Source organism: Rhizorhabdus wittichii, assembly GCF_017607425.1.
In the GTDB taxonomy this organism is placed as follows: domain Bacteria; phylum Pseudomonadota; class Alphaproteobacteria; order Sphingomonadales; family Sphingomonadaceae; genus Rhizorhabdus; species Rhizorhabdus wittichii.
Window position 1 is genome coordinate 2,987,188 of record NZ_CP059319.1, and the last position, 19,612, is coordinate 3,006,799.

The following is a 19,612-nucleotide window of genomic DNA, read 5'->3' on the forward strand; positions in this document are numbered from 1 at the left end:
TGCCCTGACGAGACAATTTTCGGGTCAGGCGGGAATCAGTCTGCCCGACCATGGTTAAAGTCAAACTAATCCCACGGCTTATCGGCGGCTTATGCGACGAATCGAGTCATTTCGGCCGTGAGTCGAGTCGTCGCCCCGTTTCGCGCTTGCGTTCGTCACAGGGAGAGCCAATCTAGTCGGCATGGCCAGCTTCAGCGCCCAGCCGGTGGTCGCCGTGCTGGGCCCGACCAACACCGGCAAGACGCATCTCGCGATCGAGCGGATGTGCGGTCATTCGAGCGGGATGATCGGCTTCCCGCTGCGCCTGCTGGCGCGCGAGGTCTACGACCGGGTGGTCGCGATCAAGGGCAAGGAACGGGTCGCGCTGATCACCGGCGAGGAGAAGCTGATCCCGCCCAACGCGCAATATTTCCTGACCACGGCGGAATCGATGCCGATAAGCCCCGGCCTGTTGGCCGGTGGCGACAAACAAGGTGATAGAGACTATGCCTTCGTCGCGCTCGACGAGGCGCAGCTCGGCGCCGATCCCGAGCGCGGCCATGTCTTCACCGACCGGCTGCTGCGCGCGCGGGGCCGCGAGGAGACGATGATCCTGGGGTCGGAGGCGCTGCGCCCGATGATCCGCGCGCTGGTGCCCGATGCCGAGATCATCGGCCGGCCGCGCTTCTCGACCCTGACCTATGCCGGCGCCACCAAGCTGTCGCGCCTGCCGCCGCGATCGGCCATCGTCGCCTTCTCGGCCGAGGAGGTCTATGCGGTGGCGGAGATGTTGCGCCGCCTGCGCGGCGGCGCGGCGGTGGTGATGGGGGCGCTCAGCCCGCGCACCCGCAACGCCCAGGTCGGGATGTTCCAGGCGGGCGAGGTCGACTATCTGGTCGCCACCGACGCGATCGGCATGGGCCTGAACATGGACGTGGCGCACGTCGCCTTCGCCTCGCTCCGCAAGTTCGACGGGCGCCGGGCGCGGCGCCTGACCATTGCCGAAATGGCGCAGATCGCCGGGCGCGCCGGGCGGCACCAGCGCGACGGCACCTTCGGCACGCTCGCGCTCGAAGGCGGCAGCGGCGCGCGCTTCGAGGACGAGGAGGTCGACGCGATCGAGGCGCACCACTTCCCGCCGATCGACCATCTCTACTGGCGCGAGGGCGCGCCGTCGCTCGCCTCGCTCGACGCGCTGATCGCCGACCTGGAGCGGCGGCCCGACCGGCCGGTGCTGCGCGCCGCGCCGCAGGCGATCGACCTGTCGGTGCTCAAGCGCCTCGCCGAGGAGGACTGGGTGCGCGAGCGGGCGCGCGGCAGGCCGATGATCGCCCGGCTCTGGGCCGCCTGCGGCCTGCCCGATTTCCGCAAGACCGGCCCCGAGCCGCACAGCCGCCTCGTCTCGCGCATCTTCCGCCACCTGAGCGAGGGCGACGGCCATCTGCCGAAGAGCTGGTTCGCCGAGGAGCTGGCCCGGCTCGACAGCGTCCAGGGCGATGTCGAGACGCTGGCCGATCGCATCGCCGGGGTGCGGACCTGGGCCTATATCGCCCATCGCGCCGACTGGCTCGCCGACGCCGACCACTGGGCCGAGCGCACCCGCACGCTCGAGGAGAAGCTGTCCGACGCGCTCCACCAGCGGCTGACCCAGCGCTTCGTCGACCGGCGGACCTCGGTGCTGATGCGCGACCTGGGCGCGAAGGGCGGCGACCTGGCGCTGCCGGTCAAGGTCGACGAGGAGGGCATCGTCACCGTCGACGGCGAGGCGATCGGCCGGCTGATCGGCTTCCGCTTCAAGCCCGACCATCTCGCCCGCCATGGCGACATGAAGCGGCTGATGGCGGCGGCCGAGCGGCGGCTGGGCACCGAGCTGGCGTCGCGCGCCCGGCAGCTTGCCGCCGACGAGGACGGCCATTTCTCGCTGGCGACCGACGCGGGCCGGCCGGTCGCGATCTTCTGGCGCGGCGACGTGGTGGCGCGGCTGGAGAAGGGCCGCACCCTGCTCACCCCGCGCATCCGCCTCCATCGCGCGCTCGACTCGCTGAGCCCGGCCGACCGCACCGGCGTCGAGCAGCGGCTGGCGACCTGGCTCGAAGGGCGCATCCAGCGCGAGCTGAAGCCGCTCGCCCGCTATTTCGAGGCGGCACGCGACCCGGCCTGCCCACCGTCGCTGCGCGCGCTGCTGGCGCCGCTGGCCGAGGCCGGCGGGATCATCGCGCGCGCCGGCATCGCCTCGGCGATCGAGCATCTCGACCGGGAGGACCGCTCGCGCGCCGAGCGGCTCGACGTCAAGCTCGGCACGATCGACGTCTATTCGCCGACCCTGCTCAAGCCCGAGCCGACCCGCTGGCGGATCGCGCTGTTCGCGGCGGCCGAGGGACAGATGATGCCCGAGCTGCCGGTGCCGGGCGCGGTGTCGATGGCGACCCCGGCCGACGCCGCCGCCTGCGAGGCGATGGTCCGCGCCGGCTATCGCGCGCTCGGCGCCCAGATGCTGCGCGTCGACCTGGCCGAGCGGCTCGCCCGGATCGCCCATGATTCGCGCAGCGGCCGCGCGCCCTTCACCCCCGATCCCGGCCTCGCCACCTCGCTCGGCCTGCGCCACGCCAGCTTCGCGCAGCTCATGCTGGCGCTCGGCTTCCGCGCCGCGTCGCCCGCCAGGGGAGAGATCGCGGCCGAGGCCTGGGTGTGGAAGGGCAAGCGCGAGCCGCGCCAGGAGCGCGCGGCGCGGCCCGGCAACGCCTTCGGCGCGCTCGCCGATCTCTATCCGGGAACGCCGTCGCGCAATGCGGCTCGATAAATTCCTCTGGTTCGTGCGGCTGGCGAAGACCCGGACGCTCGCCCAGGAGATCGCCGAGGCGGGCCATATGCGGATCGACGGACGGGTGGTCGATCGCGCCCATGCCGCCGTGCGGATCGGCAATGTGCTGAGCTTCCCGCTGCACGGCCGGGTGCGGGTTATCCGGATCGAGGCGCTGCCCGCGCGGCGCGGCGCCGCGCCCGAGGCGCAGGCCTGCTACACCGATCTGTCGCCCCCGCCTGTTGACGAGGGGCGAGCCGCGACCTAACGGGGGCCCGTTCGCCAGAACCCCGATCCGGTCCGGACGGGGTATCGCGGTGTTGATTGGGCGGGCCCGCCGCATGGACAGCCGGGCTCAAGGGAGTTGCAATGACCTACGTCGTCACCGATGCCTGCATCCGCTGCAAGTATATGGATTGTGTCGAAGTGTGCCCGGTCGACTGCTTCTACGAGGGCGACAACATGCTCGTCATCAATCCGAGCGAGTGCATCGATTGCGGCGTGTGCGAACCCGAATGCCCCGCCGAGGCGATCCTGCCCGACACCGAGTCGGGGCTCGAGCAGTGGCTGGAGCTGAACAACACCTTCGCGGCGCAATGGCCCAACATTACCCGCAAGCGGGAGGCCCCGGCCGACGCCGACGAGTGGAAGAATGTCGAGGGCAAGTACGAGAAGCATTTCTCGCCGGAGCCCGGCCAGGGGGACTGAGTCCCTTCCGCACCTGCGAAATAGCCTGAAAAACGGGGCTAGCCCCGGCGAAAAGGCCGGGATGCTGGCTTTTCGCTTACCGATGTGTTACAAGATTCGTGTCCGGGCGCGATCCAACGCGCCTGCAACAAGGAACCTGTGACTCGTCGTATCGGATTGCCTGTCGGCCGCTGGGGGAGGGCGGATCAGACGGGACCTGTGCGGCACCCCAAAGAAAGGTCTGCTAAATGGCTGCCAAGGCGCTGAGCTTCGTCGTCGGCGATTATGTCGTTTATCCCAAGCATGGTGTCGGCCGCGTGGTCGAACTGCAAAGCCAGGAAATCGCCGGGGCCAAGCTCGAACTCTACGTCCTCCGTTTCGAGAAGGAGCGGATGACGCTGCGCGTCCCCACCAACAAGGCCGAAGCCGTCGGCATGCGCAAGCTGTCGTCGAGCGTGACGATGGGCGAAGCCCTCACCACGCTGAAGGGCAAGCCGAAGATCAAGCGCACCATGTGGTCGCGCCGCGCCCAGGAATATGAAGCGAAGATCAACTCGGGCGACCTCGTCTCGATCTCGGAGGTCGTGCGCGACCTGTTCCGGGCCGACGACCAGCCCGAGCAGAGCTATTCCGAGCGCCAGATCTTCGAAGCGGCGACCAGCCGCCTCGCCCGCGAGCTCGCGGCGATGGAAGCGGTCGACGAGCCGACCGCGCAGGAGAAGATCCTCGACATCCTCCGCAAGGCGGCTGCGATCCACAACAAATAAGCGTCCTTCCTCCGGAAGAGGCGGAAAGGGGCGGTCCTTCGGGATCGCCCCTTTTTCTTTCGAGTCAGCGCTTCTCTTTCCGTCATTCCCGCTTTCGCGGGAATGACGAAGGAGGCTGGGCCGCTCGGTTCGTCGCGACCGGCTTGCGGCGAGCGCCGCGAAGCCGTATTATTGTGATAATACAGCTTCATGGAGAGCCCGATGCACAGATCGATCACGGCCCTGCTCGGCCTGTCCCTCGCCGCCGCCGTCGCGCTGCCGGCCGGGGCCGCCACCCGATCCTTCCCGGTTCCCGGCTTCGTCAAGATCAGGGTCGAGGGTCCCTATACGGTGCGGGTCCGCACCGGCGCCCAGGTGTCGGTCCGCGCCAGCGGTCCGGCGAACGGGATCGACCGGCTCGTCGTCGAGCCGCGCGGGCAGATGCTGGTGGTGACGTCGGAGAAGGGCTGGAACTGGAACCCGCTGCACTGGAACAGCGGCAAGATCGTGGTCGACGTCACCGTGCCGATGCTCGAGGCGGCCGAGCTGACGGGCCCCGGCGACCTGACGATCGACCGGATCCGCACCACCGCCTTCTCGGCGGCGCTCTCCGGCCCCGGCGACCTGACGGTGGGGCGGCTCGACACCAGCCGGCTGAGCGCGTCGCTGACCGGTCCCGGCAACCTGACGATCACCGGCAAGACCGGCCGCGCCGAGGCGTCGCTGACCGGCCCCGGCGACATCCGCGCCGCCGGCCTCGCGGTCGACCTGCTCACCGCGACGCTGACCGGCCCCGGCACGATGACCATCGGCCCGACCCGCGTCGCCCGCGCCACCCTGACCGGCCCCGGCGACATCCGCATCGCCGGTCGGCCGAGCTGCACGGTGAAGAAGACGGGCCCCGGCAGCATCAAGTGCGGCGGCTGATCGCGCGCCGCCGACGGCCCGAACCGGTTTCGAACGGATAGGAGCCCTTCCTCTCCGCCCCGCAATGGCGCAAAGGCGTGGTCGGGGGGACATATGGTCATGCGAGCGATGATTCTGGCGACGGCGCTATCGATGGCGCCGGCCGCCCAAGGGATGGCGGCGACGCAGGATCCGATCGCGGCCGCCCGGTCGATCGACATCGAGGCCGACCCCGCCGGCGCGGTAGCGGCCTGGCAGGCGGCCCTGCCCGCCGCCCGCGCGCGCTTCCGCGCGAAGCCGGCGGAGCTGGGCCAGGTGCTGGTGCGCTACGGCTCGGCGCTGATCGGCGTCGGCCGCGACAAGGAAGCGCTGCCCCTGCTCGAGGAAGCCGCCCCGTTGCTGGCCGTGCTGCCGCCGGACGATCCGGCGCGGCTCACCGGTTCGATAGCGCTGGCGCTGGGCCGCGCGTCCGCCGGCCGGACCGCCGAGGCCGTCGCCATGCTGGAGGAGGTGGCGGCGATCCAGCGCGCCGCTGCGCCGGGCGGCAGCACCGCGCTGGCCGAGACATTGTTCAACATCGGATCGGTCGAACAGCAGGCGGGGCATCTCTCCACCGCCGCCGAACGGGTGGAGGAAGCCCTGGCGCTGCACCGCCGCCTGTCGCCGCCGGATGCCGAGGTCACGGTCGGCACGGCCACCAGCCTGAGCTCGATCTACACCCAGGCGGGCCTGCTGGCGAAGGCGGAGGATGTCGCGCGCGATGCGCTGGCGATGGCCGCGCGCGGCCTGCCGCAGGATCATCCGCTGACGATGATCACCCTGTCCAACTATGCCGCCGTGCTCGACACCCAGGGACGCTGGCGCGAATCCGAGCCGCTCTATCGGCGGCTGCTTCCGCTGCGCATCGCCAAGCTCGGCAAGGAGGCGATCAGCACCGCCATCACCGAATCGAATTTCGGCCGGGCGCTGCGCCTGTCCGCGCGCCCGGAGGAAGCCCTGCCCCTGCTCGAGGAATCGGTGCGCGTCGCCGAACGCAAGCTGGGCGCCAGCGATCCCCGGCTCAACCAGTTCCGCGAAAATCTCGCCGACGATTATCGCGACCTCGGCCGCCTGGCCGACGCGGTCGCCCTGCGCCGCCAGGCGATCGCGGCGTTCAGGGTCGACTTCCCCCGGCATTTCCGGCTCGCTTCGCTACAGGAGGGGCTGTCGGCCGACCTCGCCGCGCTGGGCGACATGGCGGCCGCGCGGGCCGAGATCGAACAGGCGCAAGCGATCCGCCACGCCACGCTGGCCCCCGATCATCCCGCGCTGCTGGGCGGCGAGATCGCGGCGGGCCATCTTCTGGCGCGCGCGGGCGACGGGACGGCCGGCCTCGCCCGCGCGCTGCCGGCCTATCGCCGGCTCGCCGCGATCGCGAACGCCAACCAGACCGAGATCAGCCGCGACCTGGTCTTCCGCGGCGCCTTCGAGACGATGGCCCGGCTCGCCTGGCTGACGCAGGACCAGCCGCTGGCGCTCGACGTCGCCCAGCGGCTGGTGATCGGCGACAGCGGCCGCGCCATCACCGCGGCGCTCGCCCGCGGACGGAGCGAGCAGGCCCAGCGCATCCGCGCCCGCCAGGACGCCACGGCCCGCCGCGCGGCGCTCAGCCGCGTCGCCCTCGAACGCTATGGCCGCGATTCCGCCGGCTACGAAGCCGCGCTGGCCGAAATCGCGAAGATCGATGCCGCGATGACCGGCCAGACCGAAGCGACGCGGGACATGATCGTCGATATGGACGGCCTGCGCGGCACGCTCGATCGCGGACAGGCCCAGCTCTATTTCGTGCAGCTCGACGATCGGCTGTTGTCGCTCGCCGTCGACCGCGACCATGTCGCCTTCGGGGATAGCGCGATCGGCGACCGCGCGCTTCACGGCCTCGTCGCCGGCCTGCGCGGTTCGATCGATACCGGCCAGCAGGCCCGCGGCGCGATCGCCGATGGCGGCGGGCCCCCGACCTATGACGGCGATGCCGCCGCCCGGCTGTACGACCTGCTGCTCCACGGAGCGCCCCGGCGGATCGCCGAACGCAACCCGCGCTGGCGCATCGCGACGAGCGGGTCGCTGCTGGCGGTGCCCTTCGCCGCGCTGGTCACCCAGCGACCGGCGGCCGGACGCGCGCCGCGCTGGGTGATCGACGATCATGCGATCCTCCTCGCCGCCGGCGGCTCCTCGCCCGACGGCGCGTCGCCGGGATCGGGACGGTTCGTCGGCATCGGCGCGCCGCTGCTGAAGGGGAGCGCCGCGGGCGGCACACGCACCTATCGCGATGCCGGGGGCGTGGTGCGGGACATTGCCGCCCTCGCCCCGCTTCCCGGCGCGGCGCATGAGCTGGCGGCGATGCGCGCGCAGATCGGCGGCCCGGACAGCGTGGTCCTGCTCGGCGCCGACGCGACCGAAGCGGCGGTGCGCGGCACCCGCCTGACCGATGTCGGGGTTCTCACCTTCGCGACACACGGCCTGGTCGCGGGCGACGTCACCGGCCTGCTCGAACCCGCGCTGGTGCTGACCCCGGCGGCGCAGGGCGACGCCGACGACGACGGCCTCCTCACCGCCTCGGAGATCGCGCAGCTCACCACCGACGCCGCGCTGGTGGTGCTGTCCGCCTGCGACACGGCGGCCGGCGATTCCCGGGATGCGCCGGCGCTGTCCGGGCTGGCGCGCGCCTTCTTCTACGCGGGCGCCCGGTCGCTGCTCGTCAGCCACTGGCCCGTGCGGGACGACATCGCCGCCCGCATCACCGTCGCGGTGGCGCGCGACGGACGGGCCGCGCCGGAAGAAAGGCTGCGCCGCGCGATACTGGATATCCGCCGCGATCGTCGCATGGCGGGCGCGGATCGGCCCGAGACCTGGGCGCCGTTCGCGCTGGTCAGCCGGTAGCGGCCGTCAGATCAGCCCCATCGCCGCCAGCTCGGCGTGGAGCGCGACGGGGATCTGGTCCCCCGCCTCCCCGCCTTCGGGCAGGTCCTTCGGCGCGTCCTCGGCGCTCAGGTAGCGCCATCCCTGATGGGCGCGGCGCGGGCGCGGCTCGACGGGGATCAGCATCGGCGCCAGCACGATGCCGCAGCGCCCGCCCTCCAGCTCGGTGAAGCCGACCAGCGGCTGGCGCAGGCCGAAGCGGTGCTGCGATATCCAGTAGAGCGACCCGCCGGCCATCTCGTCGGCGCGCTTGGGCATGTAGCGGGTGGTGAGGACGATCTGCTCGCCCCGCTCGATCCGCGCCGCCAGCCGCGCGCGCAGTTCGTCGAAGCCGTCGCAGCCATAGGCGATCTTGGTGATGCTGAGCGCGCTCATCCCCTTCATATCGGGGCGATCGGCGCCGCGATCAACCGTGCAGCCCCCACAGCGCGGCGAGGCCCAGGAAGGAGAAGAAGCCCATCACGTCGGTCGCGGTGGTGACGAACACCGCCGAGGAGACCGCCGGGTCGGCCCCCGCCTTGTCGAGGCCGACGGGCACGAGGATGCCGGCCAGCCCGGCGGTGATGTTGTTGATGATCATCGCCAGGCAGATGACGATGCCCAGGTCGGCATTGCCGTAGATCAGGTAGACCGAAATCCCGAGCAGGCCGCCGATGCACAGGCCGTTGGTGATGGCGATGCGGAACTCGCGCAGGATCATGCGCGCGGTGTTCGACGAGGTGAGCTGGTTGAGCGCGAGCGCGCGGACCGCGACCGCCATCGTCTGGGTTCCGGCATTGCCGCCCATGCCCGAGACGATCGGCATCAGCACCGCGAGCACGACGAGCTTGGCGATCGTGCCCTGGAACAGGCCGACCACCGATGCCGCGATCACCGCCGTGCCGAGGTTGACGATCAGCCAGGTCAGGCGGACCCTGACCGTCTGGAGGATCGGCTCGTTGATGTCGCCGTCGCCCGCGCCGGACAGCTTGAGGATGTCCTCGCCGGCCTCTTCCTGGATGATGTGGACGATGTCGTCGACGGTGATCATGCCGACCAGCCGGCCGGCGGGATCGACCACCGCGGCGGAGATCAGCGCATATTTCTGGAAGCGGAGGGCAACCTCCTCCTGGTCCATGTCGACCGGGATCAGCGTCTGCTCGCGCTGCATCACGTCGCCGATCGCGATCCGGCGCGGGGTGCGCATCAGCCAGCTCAGCTTGCAGGTGCCGATCGGGTGATGCCCGGCGTCGACGACGAACACCTCCCAGAAATCGGTGGTCAGGTCCTCGTTGCTGCGCAGATAGTCGAGCACGTCGCCGACCGTCCAATGCTCGGGCACCGCGATCAGGTCGCGCTGCATCAGGCGGCCGGCGGATTCCTCCGGATAGGACAGCGCCTCCTCGATCGCGGCGCGATCGTCGGGCTCCATCGCGCGCAGCACCGCGCGCTGCTCCTCCTCCTCCAGCTCCTCGATGATCGCGACCGCGTCGTCGGTGTCGAGCTGGGTGGCGATCTCGGCCACCTCGTGCGGGGCGAGCGCGTCGATCAGCTCGTCGCGCACCCATTCGTTCATCTCGGCCAGCACGTCGCCGTCGAGCATCTCGGCGAGCGCGGTGGCGAGCGGGCGGCGCATGTCCTGCGGCGCCAGCTCGAACAGGTCGGCGACGTCGGCGGGGTGAAGCGGGCGGACGAGCGCGCGGGCGCCCTCGACGTCGCCTTCCTCGACGCAGGCGATGACCGCGTCGACGAAGGTCGACTTCAGCCGGTCGTCCTCGTCATGCAGGGTCTGGGCGGGGGCGGGAGCCGGGGCGTCGACGGTTTCGGGTTCGGTTTCGCTCATGCCGTCCTCCGCCTTTCGAGCCGCGCAGCGGCTCGTCTAGGCGCCGCGGGCGGAAACGGCAATGCGGAAACGGCCGGAATCCGGCCGTTAATCCGCCAGCGCGGCGAGGCTCTCGCCGCTGCCCTTCGGCGCCTTCCCGGGCCGCAACAGCAGCACCAGCGGCAGCATCGCGGCTACCAGCCACATCATCACCCAGAAATCGTTGATATAGGCGATCATCATCGCCTGGCGGTTGACCTCGACCTCGGCCATCGCGGCGATCGGCGCGTCGAGGCTGTTGCCGGCCCAGATCCGCGACAGGTGCAGCGACATCCCGCCGCCCGACGATATCCGCGCGCCGAGCTCGGCATGGTTGACCTGGACGTCGTGCGCCAGCAGTCCCGAGAAGATCGCCAGCATGATCGACGAGCCGGTGTTGCGCGACAGCGAATAGAGCGCCGCCGCCTCGGTCCGGTGCGAGAGCGGCGCGCTCGACATGGCGGTGAAGTTGAGCACCGTCATCGACAGGCCGGTGCCGAAGCCCTGCAGCACCCCCGCCCAGATGATCAGATGCTGGTCCATCTCCATGTTGAAGCCGGTCTGGACGTAGAGCGAGGCGATGACGATGCAGACCCCCAGCGCGACCTGGAGCCGGCCGTCCATCCAGCGGGTGAACTGTCCGCCGAGGAAGATGCCGATCGTCATGGCGATGCCGCGCGGCAGCATCATCTCCCCCGCGGTCGCGACCGGATAGCCGAGCAGCTGGACGAAGAGCTGCGGCAGCAGCGCGTTGCTGGCGATGATCGTCGGCATCAGCACGAAGGCGAGCACCATCGCGCCGGAGAAGCTGGGATTGGCGAACAGTCCCGGCGAGATGATCGGATGGCGCGAGCGGCGGAGATGGAAGATCAGCATCCAGAAGGCGGCGATGCTCAGGCCGAACTCGGCGATGATCTCGGGCGAATCGAGCCAGTCCTGCTGGGTGCCGCGATCGAGCGCGAGCTGGAGCGAACAGAGCGCGACCGCGATCATGATGAAGCCGACATGGTCGAACGACCGCCGCGCCGACGGGAATTCGGGCAATCCGAAGAAGACGCCGGCCAGCGCGACGATGCCGACCGGCACGTTGACGAAGAACACCCAGCGCCAGTCGAAGGCGTCGGTCAGATAACCGCCCAGCACCGGCCCGACGATCGGCCCGACCATCGCGCCGATCCCCCACATGGTGATCGCGCGGACCTGCAGCGAGGGCGGATTCATGTCGTAGAGGAAGGCCTGCGACATCGGCATCAGGAAGGCGCCGAAGAAGCCCTGCGCCAGCCGGCAGGCGACCATCATCGGCAGCGAGGTCGCGGCCCCGCACAGCATCGAGCTGATCGTGAAGCCGAGGACGCAGACCAGGAACACCTGGCGGCGGCCGAAGCGCCCCGTCAGCCAGGCGGTGAGCGGCGTGCCGACCGCCGTCGCCATGATGTAGGAGGTCAGCACCCAGGTGACCGTATCGGGCGTCGCGCCCAGCGCCGCCTGCATGTGCGGCAGCGCCACGGTCGCGATCGTCTGGTCGAGCACGACGAGGATCGTCGCGGCCATGATCGCCGTGGTCACGATCATCTTCGGGAGGGGGGCGATCGGAACGACCGCCACGTCGTGTTGCTGGTTGGTTTCCGACTCCGTCACCGGCCCCGTGTATCGCCGGACGGGTTCCGGCGGAAGCCGGCACGACCCGGCGCCCGCCCGGCAATCATCGCTCGCCTTGTAGGAAAGTTCCCGATAGGGACGGGCCGAGATTCGCTTGCCGACAGGAGAAGATGATGGCCGCCGATCCCGAAAACACCCTGATCCTGACGCTGGACGGCGGCGACGTCGTCATCGCCCTGCGTCCCGACCTCGCCCCCAGCCATGTCGATCAGATCAAGACCCTGGCCCGCGAGGGCTTCTACGACGGCGTGGTGTTCCACCGCGTGATCGACGGCTTCATGGCGCAGGGCGGCGACCCGACCGGCACCGGCATGGGCGGTTCGGAAAAGCCGAACCTGAAGGCCGAGTTCAGCCGCGAGCCGCACGTCCGCGGCGTCTGCTCGATGGCGCGCAGCTCGAACCCGAACAGCGCCAACAGCCAGTTCTTCATCTGCTTCGACGACGCCCGCTTCCTCGACGGCCAGTACACCGTCTGGGGCGTGGTCGAATCGGGCATGGAGCATGTCGACGCGCTCCCCAAGGGCGAGCCGCCGCGCGCGCCGGGCAAGATCGTCAAGGCGCGCATCGCCGCCGACGCCTGAGAAGGCCGGACATCGCGAAAAGGCAAAGGCGGGGGCGATGCTCCCGCCTTTTTCTTTGGGACCTCCCCCTCCCTGCAAGGGAGGGGCCAGGGGTGGGTGACGGAACCAAGGGGCTCGACGCCCCTTGGTGGAGTTCTGCGCCTGGCCCGGGGATGCTCGCTTCGCTCGCAACCCACCCCCAACCCCTCCCTGGCAGGGAGGGGAGCCACCGTCACGCCGCCGCGAACAGCCAGTCGTGGAACAGCCGCACCGCGCGGGTCGACAGCGCCGGGCGGCGGCAGGCGAACCAATAGCCGTAGGGGCTCTCGACGCTGTCGTCGAACAGGCTGGCCAGCCGGTCGTCATGCGCGTCGTCGAGATGGCTCTTGAGCATGAACGCCACCCCCAGCCCCTGCGCCGCCGCGTCGAGCATGAGCTGGCCCGAATCGAACAGGTCGACCGCCGCCGGCTCGATGTCGGGCCGGCCGAGCGCCTCGCGCCACATGTTGAACAGCTCGGGCATGTCGCGGTGGAGGAAGATGGTCAGCCGGCCGATATCGTCGAGCTTGCTGACCGGATAGCGGCCGGTCAGCAGCGATCGGTTGACGATCGCGACCGCGGTGTCGCGGTCGATCCGCCGCGAATAGAGGCTCGAATCGATGTCGCGCGCCAGCACGATCGCGGCGTCGACCCCCTCGCCCAGCCGGGCCAGCGCATGGCTGGCGGTGTCGATGTCGATATGCAGTTCGGGATGGAGCCCGCGCAGCTCGGGCAGCCGGCCCATCAGCCGCTGCGAGGCGAACAGCGGCATCACCCCGAGCCGCAGCCGCAGCAGCTCGCTCTCGCCCGAGGTGGCGTCGATCGCCAGGGTGAGCTGGTCGAGCGCGGGGGCGATCCGCGACAGCAGCTTCTCGCCCTCGGTCGACAGGATCATCGCCTGGTGGCGGCGCTCGAACAGGTTGCGCCCCATGAAGCGCTCGAGCGCCTGGACGCGGCGGCTGAGCGCCGGGGAGGACAGCGCCAGTTCCTCGGCGGCGGCCTTGACCGAACCGAGCCGGGCGACCTGGACGAAGGCCTCGATCGCAGTCAACGGGGGCAGTCTTCGCATGCATGCCTCCATCCGGGCGGATTCACGTTGCAATGCAAAATGACGCAAGGCCCTTCCAGGGCCGGCGACCACCCTCTTATAAACAACGGATTATCGGGAATTCAAGGTTGCAAATAGTGCAATCATCCAAACCAACTGCGCATTTGCTAAAATTGATGCCGCAACGCAAAAAGAACGGGCCTTTCAGGCATCCTCTCCTAAAAACTTTACGGCCGGTCCTTCGGGATCGGCCTTTTTTTTTGCCCGCCACGCAACCGCGGGGCGGCTCGGGCGGTTGAGGGATCGTCCTGTCGTATCCGTAACGGCCGACGCTTGCCTTTGGCCGCGGCATTTGCGAACGGAGGATGGTAGAGGATCACAGCCCGTCCGGGCCAGCTATGGGTGAGTTTAATGGTCGATCGGGCGCTTGGCAGCAGCGTTGACGCCAACAGGCCCTCCGCCTCGATCAACCCCTTCGCCCTGTTCTTCCGGGAATTCCTGCGTCATCCGGTGATGATCGGCTCGATCATCCCGTCGTCGCGGCGGACGATCGACGCGATGCTGGCGCCGGTCGACTGGAGCCGGACGAAATTGTTCGTCGAATATGGCCCCGGGGTCGGCACCTTCTGCGGCACCATCCTCGAACGGCTGCCCGCCGACGCGACCCTGCTGGTGATCGACACCAATCCGGTCTTCATCGACTTCCTGCGCCGCAAATTCTCCGACAGCCGCTTCGTCGCGGTCCACGGATCGGCCGCCGACGTCAACGAGATCGTCGCCGCGCACGGCTTCGACAAGGCCGACTATGTCCTCTCCGGCCTGCCCTTCTCGACGCTCCCCGGCGGCATGGGCCCCGCGATCGCCGAGGCGACCCACCGGGTGCTGGCGCCGGGCGGCTCGTTCCTGGTCTATCAATATTCGGCCTATGTGCTGTCGCTGCTAGAACCGCTGTTCGAGTCGATCGACCGCGACCTCGAATGGTGGAACATTCCCCCCTGCGGCCTGTTCTGGGCCCATAAGGCGGCCGGAGAATAGGCGCTTTCCCGGCATCCTCGCCCATTTTCCTTTACATTCGGCCCCCGGCCTGATAGCCGCGCCCTCTTTCCGATTTCCCAGTTACAGCGGAGCGTTTCATGGCGCGCGTCACCGTCGAGGATTGCGTCGACAAGATTTCCAACCGGTTCGACCTGGTGCTGATGGCTGCCCAGCGGGCGCGCCAGATCTCGGGCGGGGCCGAACTGACGATCGATCGCGACCGCGACAAGAATCCGGTCGTCGCCCTGCGCGAGATCGCCGAGCAGACCGTCACGCCGGAGGAGCTGCACGAGGCGGTCGTCTCGACGCTGCAGCGCGTCCGCGTCGACGACGACGATGCGCCGGACGAGATCGGCTCGCTGGCCGCGTCGGCCGAGGCGCTGCGCCTCACCGCCGCCGCTCCGCCGCGCAACCAGAATATCGGCGGCGACTACGAATAAGCCGCTTCGTCCTTTAGCGACGGACCTTTCGTGACGACCCGCCAGCCCCCCGGCCGGCGGGTCGTTCCGTATCTGATGCATTTAGGTCCCATTTTGTGGCTGAACGGCCACAAATTTCCGCTTTTGCCAGTTGCATCGGCGTGGGCCGAAACCCCATCATGATAGCGTGCTGAGACAATATGAACTCGTCGATCGGGTGTTGAGCTACGATCCGGACGCGGATGAGGCCCTGCTCAACCGCGCCTATGTGTTTTCGATGCAGGCGCATGGCAGCCAGAAGCGCGCCAGCGGCGATCCCTATTTCAGCCACCCGATCGAGGTGGCGGGCATCCTGACCGACCTCCAGCTCGACGACGAGACGATCGCCACCGCGATCCTCCACGACACGATCGAGGACACGGTCGCCACGCCCGAGCAGATCGAGAAGAGCTTCGGCCCCTCGGTCGCGCGGCTGGTCGACGGCGTCACCAAGCTGTCGAAGATCGAGGCGCAGACCGAGAATGAGCGCGCCGCCGAGAATCTGCGCAAATTCCTGCTCGCCATGTCGAGCGACATCCGCGTGCTGCTGGTCAAGCTGGCCGACCGGCTGCACAACATGCGCACGCTCCATCACATCCCGTCGGAGCAGAAGCGCCGCCGCATCGCGCGCGAGACGATGGACATCTACGCCCCGCTCGCCGAGCGGATCGGCATGTACGAGTTCATGCGCGAGATGCAGACGCTCGCCTTCCAGCAGCTCGAACCCGACGCCTATGCGTCGATCACCAAGCGGCTCAAGCAGCTCAACGAGGGCGGCGGCGATCTGATCTCGCGGATCAGCTCGGGCCTGCGCCTCCAGCTCGGCCGCGCCGGCGTTCAGGCCGAGATCCAGGGGCGCGAGAAGCACCCCTATTCGATCTGGAAGAAGATGGCCGAACGGCACATCAGCTTCGAGCAGCTCTCCGACGTGATGGCGTTCCGCGTGATCGTCGCCGACATCGACGAATGCTACAAGGCGCTGGGCGTGCTCCACCGCCGCTGGCCGATGGTGCCGGGCCGCTTCAAGGACTATATCTCGACCCCGAAGCGCAACGGCTACCGCTCGCTCCACACCTCGATCATCCATTCGGAGAAGATGCGCATCGAGGTGCAGATCCGCACCGAGGAGATGCACGCCGAGGCCGAATATGGCCTGGCCGCGCACTGGGCGTACAAGCAGGGCAAGCCGGCCGGCGAGCAGGGCAACCACAGCTGGATCCGCGACCTGGTCGACATCCTCGAACATGCCGACAATCCGGAGGAGCTGCTCGAGCATACCCGGATGGCGATGTACCAGGACCGGATCTTCGCCTTCAGCCCGACCGGCGAGCTGATCCAGCTCCCCAAGGGATCGACCGCGATCGACTTCGCCTATGCCGTCCACACCGATGTCGGCGACACCACGGTCGGCGCCAAGATCAACGGCCGGGTGGTGCCGCTGCGCACCCTGATCGAGAATGGCGACCAGGTGCAGATCCTCCGCTCGAAGGCGCAGGAGCCGCAGGTCGAGTGGCTGACCTTCGCCTTCACCGGCAAGGCGCGCGCCGCGATCCGCCGCTTCGTCCGCCACAAGGAGCGCGAGGAGACGATCGCCCTCGGCCGCAAATTCTACGACGAGATCGTCCGCCGCATCCCCGCCCCGCTCGGCCCCGAGGCGCTGCCCGAGGCGCTCAAGCGGCTCAAGCTTCCCGACGAGGAAGCGCTGATGGAGTCGATCGCGCGCAAGCTGATCGACGACGCCACGGTGATGGACGCGCTGATGCCGGGCAGCGCCGAGAAGGCCGGCGTCAAGCGGCGCGAGACCGGGCAGCGCGAGGCGATCTCGATGAAGGGGCTGACCCCCGGCGTTGCCTTCCAGCTCGCCGAATGCTGCAACCCGGTGCCCGGCGACCGCATCATCGGCGTGCGCCGGCCCGACCATCCGGTCGAGGTCCACACGATCGACTGCAGCAGGCTGGCCGAGCAGCAGGACGCCGACTGGGTCGACCTCGCCTGGGGCGACGGATCGGACGGCGGCACCGCGCGGCTGACCGTGATCGTCAAGAACGAGCCGGGCGCGCTCGGCATCATGTCGGGCATCCTCGGCGCGCACCACGCCAACATCGTCAACCTGTCGCTGTCGCACCGCGACGCGGCGTTCCACACCTATGACGTGACGATCGAGGTCCACGACGTCCAGCACCTGATGAAGATCATCGCCGCGCTGCGCGCCGCCGACGCGGTCTCGCAGGCGGAACGCACCCCGGCGGGCTGAATCCCTTTCCCGTCATCCCGGCGAAAGCTGGGATCTCCCTTTTCTTCCTTTTCGCCCTCCATCCCGAGACGAGGAAAGGCAGGGAGATCCCGGCTTTCGCCGGGATGACGAAAGCGGGAGGCCAGCGGATTGGCTTGGCGCCATGGCTGTCGTAGGGACGTCGGCCATGAGCGATATCCTGCACGAGACCGGCGACGAGGCCGACATCCTGATCGTGGGCGCGGGGCCGGTGGGCCTGGCGCTGGCGGCCGACCTGGCCCGGCACGGGCGGCGGCCGGTGGTGATCGACGGCAAGAGCGAGATCAGCTGGAGCAGCCGGGCGATCTGCCTGTCGCGCCGCAGCCAGGAGATCTTCGACCGGATCGGCGCCGGCCCGGCCTTCGCCGCCAAGGGCCTGCCCTGGTCGCGCGGCAAGACCTTCTATCGCGACCGCCTCGCCTTCGAGCTGGAGATGCCGTTCGCGCCCGAGGACCGGCACGCGCCGTTCATCAACCTCCAGCAATATTATAGCGAGCAGTTCCTGCTCGACGCCGCCGAGCGTGCCGCCGGCCCCGGCGTGGTGCGCTGGAACCATCTCGTCCGCGCGGTCGAGCCCGGCCCCGACCATGTCATGGTCGAGGTCGAGGGCCCCGAGGGCGTCCGGCGGGTGAAGGCCGGCTGGGTGGTCGCCGCCGACGGCGCGCGATCGGTGGTCCGCCAGGCGCTCGGCCTCAAGCTCCAGGGCGATTCCTACGAGGGCCGCTACCTGATCGCCGACATCGAGGTGGCGGGAATCGAGCGGCCGGTCGAGCGCCACGTCTGGTTCGATCCGCCGTCCAATCCGGGATCGACCGTCATCCTCCACGTCCAGCCCGACGGCATCTGGCGCATCGACATCCAGCTTCGCGACGAGGACGGCGACGAGATGCTGGAGGAGGAGCGCCTGCTGCCGCTGCTCCAGGCGCAGCTCGACATGATGGGCGTGACCGCGAACTGGACGCTCGTCTGGAAGAGCATCTACCGGGCCCATGCGCTGACCCTCGACAGCTACCGCCACGGGCGGGTGATGCTGGCCGGCGACGCCGCGCACCTCGTGCCGATCTTCGGCGTGCGCGGCCTCAATTCGGGGATCGACGACGCCCATAACCTCGCCTGGAAGCTGGCGCTGGTCGCCGCCGGCAAGGCCCCGCCCGCGCTGCTCGACAGCTATTCGGCCGAGCGGGTGCGCGCGACCCGCGAGAATCTGGCCGCCGCGACCAAGAGCACCTGGTTCATGTCGCCGCCGAGCGAAGGCTTCCAGCGGATGCGCGACGCGGTGCTGTCGCTGTCGGGCCGGCATCGCTGGGCGAGCGAGTTGCTCAACCCGCGCCAGTCGACCGCCCATGTCTACGACGCCTCGCCGGCGATCGCCGTCGACGACGACCCCGCAGGCATCCGCCCCGGCGCGGTCCTGCCCAACCTGCCGGTCACGATCGACGGCCGCGCCGTCCATCTCCACGACGCGCTCGCGCCGACGCGCTTCACCCTGCTGCTGTTCGCGGACCATCTGCCCGCCGGCGCCGTGCCTGCCCCGACCGACGACCTCGCCGTCGTGACGATCCGCGGCGACGATGCCCTCGCGCGGACCTTCGCGGCCGATCGCCATCCGGTCTATCTCGTCCGCCCCGACGAGCATGTCGCGGCCCGGCTCGCCTCGGCCGATCCGGCCGCGATCGCGGCGGCGATGGACGTCGCGACCGGGCGGACGCCGCGCGACACGGCCGGCGCGCCACCGGTCGTGCGCAACGACACCCCGCTCGAACGGATGTACGCGGCGATCAGCGCGAGCCTGCCCGACGGCGGCGACGCGGCGGCCGACACGCTCGCGCAGCTCTGCCTGCTGCTGTGCAACGACGCCGCCGATCCCGGCCGCGTCCTCGACCTGGTCGCTACGCCGCCCGGAAAGTGACGACGAGCACGTCGCGATAGGCGGGCCGCTCGGGATCGATCGGCACGATCGGGGTGACCGCATGATAGATGCGGTGATCGTCGATCAGCACCGCGTCGAACGGCTCCGCGAGGCAGAAGGAGCCGATCTCGCGCCGGTCGGGCCCGTGGATCTTGGTCACGCCCTCCTCGACATTGTGGCGCGCGACCAGCATCACCAGCACCCAGTCGACGCCGTCGCGGTGGAGTCCCTCCGGCGTCGGCAGCCCGGCCATGTCGGCGGCGGCCTCGATCCGGAACTGGTGGACCTCGACATGCCATCCCGTTTCGGGGCGGGACGACGACGCCGTGAAGACGCCATCCGCGAAGCCGATCACGCCCCGCAGGGTCGGGCCGGCGGCGATGTCCGGCTCGACCGGCTCGAACCAGCGTTCGATCCCGCCGTTGAGGATGTTGTAGTCGCGGCTCTGGTAATGCGGCTGGTGCGGCTTGCGCACGACATCCCGCCCGACCGCGAAGACCGCGTGCCGCCGCCGCCGGTAGCGCCCCCCGTCGGCCATGAAGCGATCGTCGCCGAGCCGTTCCCAGCTTCCCGCGAAGCCCGCGAAATCCTCGGCCGCCGCCGCCGGCAGCAGCGCGCACATCTCCGCCGCCTCGACGATCGCGAAGCCGTCGCGGCGAAGCGAGGTCGGGTCGAAGGCGGGCGGCGCGTCGGTCTGGGACAACATGCACCCCCTA

Annotated in this window: 16 protein-coding genes; 11 read left to right on the top strand and 5 right to left on the bottom strand. The window is 69.6% G+C overall.

Translation table 11 applies throughout. The annotated features are described in order from the left end of the window. The first annotated feature begins 181 nt into the window (after window positions 1-181). From HRJ34_RS14060 to HRJ34_RS14085, 6 genes are all read left to right on the top strand, one after another. Window positions 182-2,779, top strand: a complete 2,598-nt coding sequence (locus HRJ34_RS14060) for a helicase-related protein (protein ID WP_208631539.1) — start codon at window positions 182-184, stop codon at window positions 2,777-2,779. Beyond that, complete coding sequence (locus HRJ34_RS14065; RefSeq protein WP_012049724.1) at window positions 2,766-3,047, top strand: RNA-binding S4 domain-containing protein; 282 nt, start codon at window positions 2,766-2,768, stop codon at window positions 3,045-3,047. The genes HRJ34_RS14060 and HRJ34_RS14065 overlap by 14 nt, the downstream gene beginning before the upstream one ends. A gap of 101 nt (window positions 3,048-3,148) precedes the next feature. Beyond that, on the top strand, window positions 3,149-3,487 hold the full coding sequence (fdxA, locus tag HRJ34_RS14070) for a ferredoxin FdxA (protein WP_012049723.1): 339 nt from the start codon (window positions 3,149-3,151) through the stop codon (window positions 3,485-3,487). 227 nt (window positions 3,488-3,714) lie between these two features. Beyond that, window positions 3,715-4,233: a CarD family transcriptional regulator gene (locus HRJ34_RS14075; protein ID WP_012049722.1), complete on the top strand. Its 519-nt coding sequence runs from the start codon at window positions 3,715-3,717 to the stop codon at window positions 4,231-4,233. Between the two features lie 201 nt (window positions 4,234-4,434). Next, window positions 4,435-5,139 (top strand): head GIN domain-containing protein, encoded by a 705-nt coding sequence (locus HRJ34_RS14080; RefSeq protein WP_226948787.1) that lies wholly within the window; start codon window positions 4,435-4,437, stop codon window positions 5,137-5,139. 99 nt (window positions 5,140-5,238) lie between these two features. After that, window positions 5,239-8,037: a CHAT domain-containing tetratricopeptide repeat protein gene (locus HRJ34_RS14085; protein WP_208631541.1), complete on the top strand. Its 2,799-nt coding sequence runs from the start codon at window positions 5,239-5,241 to the stop codon at window positions 8,035-8,037. Window positions 8,038-8,043: 6 nt separating this feature from the next. Here HRJ34_RS14085 and HRJ34_RS14090 read toward each other — a convergent pair whose 3' ends face one another. From HRJ34_RS14090 to HRJ34_RS14100, 3 genes are all read right to left on the bottom strand, one after another. After that, entirely contained in the window at window positions 8,044-8,460 is a 417-nt protein-coding gene (locus tag HRJ34_RS14090) for a DUF1489 family protein (protein WP_208631542.1), read from the bottom strand. 22 nt (window positions 8,461-8,482) lie between these two features. After that, window positions 8,483-9,898, bottom strand: coding sequence for a magnesium transporter (gene mgtE / locus HRJ34_RS14095; RefSeq protein WP_016744268.1), 1,416 nt, complete (start codon window positions 9,896-9,898; stop codon window positions 8,483-8,485). 87 nt (window positions 9,899-9,985) lie between these two features. After that, window positions 9,986-11,554, bottom strand: coding sequence for a DHA2 family efflux MFS transporter permease subunit (locus tag HRJ34_RS14100; protein ID WP_016744269.1), 1,569 nt, complete (start codon window positions 11,552-11,554; stop codon window positions 9,986-9,988). A 134-nt stretch (window positions 11,555-11,688) separates the two neighbouring features. Here HRJ34_RS14100 and HRJ34_RS14105 point away from each other — a divergent pair, with 134 nt between their 5' ends. Then, complete coding sequence (locus HRJ34_RS14105; RefSeq protein WP_208631543.1) at window positions 11,689-12,156, top strand: peptidylprolyl isomerase; 468 nt, start codon at window positions 11,689-11,691, stop codon at window positions 12,154-12,156. Between the two features lie 211 nt (window positions 12,157-12,367). Here HRJ34_RS14105 and HRJ34_RS14110 read toward each other — a convergent pair whose 3' ends face one another. After that, window positions 12,368-13,243, bottom strand: a complete 876-nt coding sequence (locus HRJ34_RS14110; protein ID WP_012049715.1) for a LysR substrate-binding domain-containing protein — start codon at window positions 13,241-13,243, stop codon at window positions 12,368-12,370. 390 nt (window positions 13,244-13,633) lie between these two features. Between HRJ34_RS14110 and HRJ34_RS14115 the strand changes: the two genes are divergently transcribed. The 4 genes from HRJ34_RS14115 (at window position 13,634) to HRJ34_RS14130 (ending at window position 18,896) form a co-directional block, all read left to right on the top strand. Next, a complete protein-coding gene (locus HRJ34_RS14115; protein ID WP_012049714.1) occupies window positions 13,634-14,257 on the top strand; it encodes a class I SAM-dependent methyltransferase in 624 nt (207 codons plus the stop codon). A 98-nt stretch (window positions 14,258-14,355) separates the two neighbouring features. Next, on the top strand, window positions 14,356-14,697 hold the full coding sequence (gene rpoZ / locus HRJ34_RS14120; protein ID WP_012049713.1) for a DNA-directed RNA polymerase subunit omega: 342 nt from the start codon (window positions 14,356-14,358) through the stop codon (window positions 14,695-14,697). Between the two features lie 166 nt (window positions 14,698-14,863). Beyond that, window positions 14,864-16,969, top strand: coding sequence for a RelA/SpoT family protein (locus HRJ34_RS14125; protein ID WP_012049712.1), 2,106 nt, complete (start codon window positions 14,864-14,866; stop codon window positions 16,967-16,969). A 166-nt stretch (window positions 16,970-17,135) separates the two neighbouring features. After that, the gene (locus tag HRJ34_RS14130; protein ID WP_208631544.1) at window positions 17,136-18,896 is read left to right on the top strand and encodes an FAD-dependent monooxygenase; all 1,761 of its coding nucleotides are present in this window, start codon (window positions 17,136-17,138) and stop codon (window positions 18,894-18,896) included. Here HRJ34_RS14130 and HRJ34_RS14135 read toward each other — a convergent pair. Further along, on the bottom strand, window positions 18,877-19,602 hold the full coding sequence (locus tag HRJ34_RS14135; protein ID WP_208631545.1) for a 2OG-Fe dioxygenase family protein: 726 nt from the start codon (window positions 19,600-19,602) through the stop codon (window positions 18,877-18,879). The genes HRJ34_RS14130 and HRJ34_RS14135 overlap by 20 nt on opposite strands. Between the last annotated feature and the right edge of the window lie 10 nt (window positions 19,603-19,612).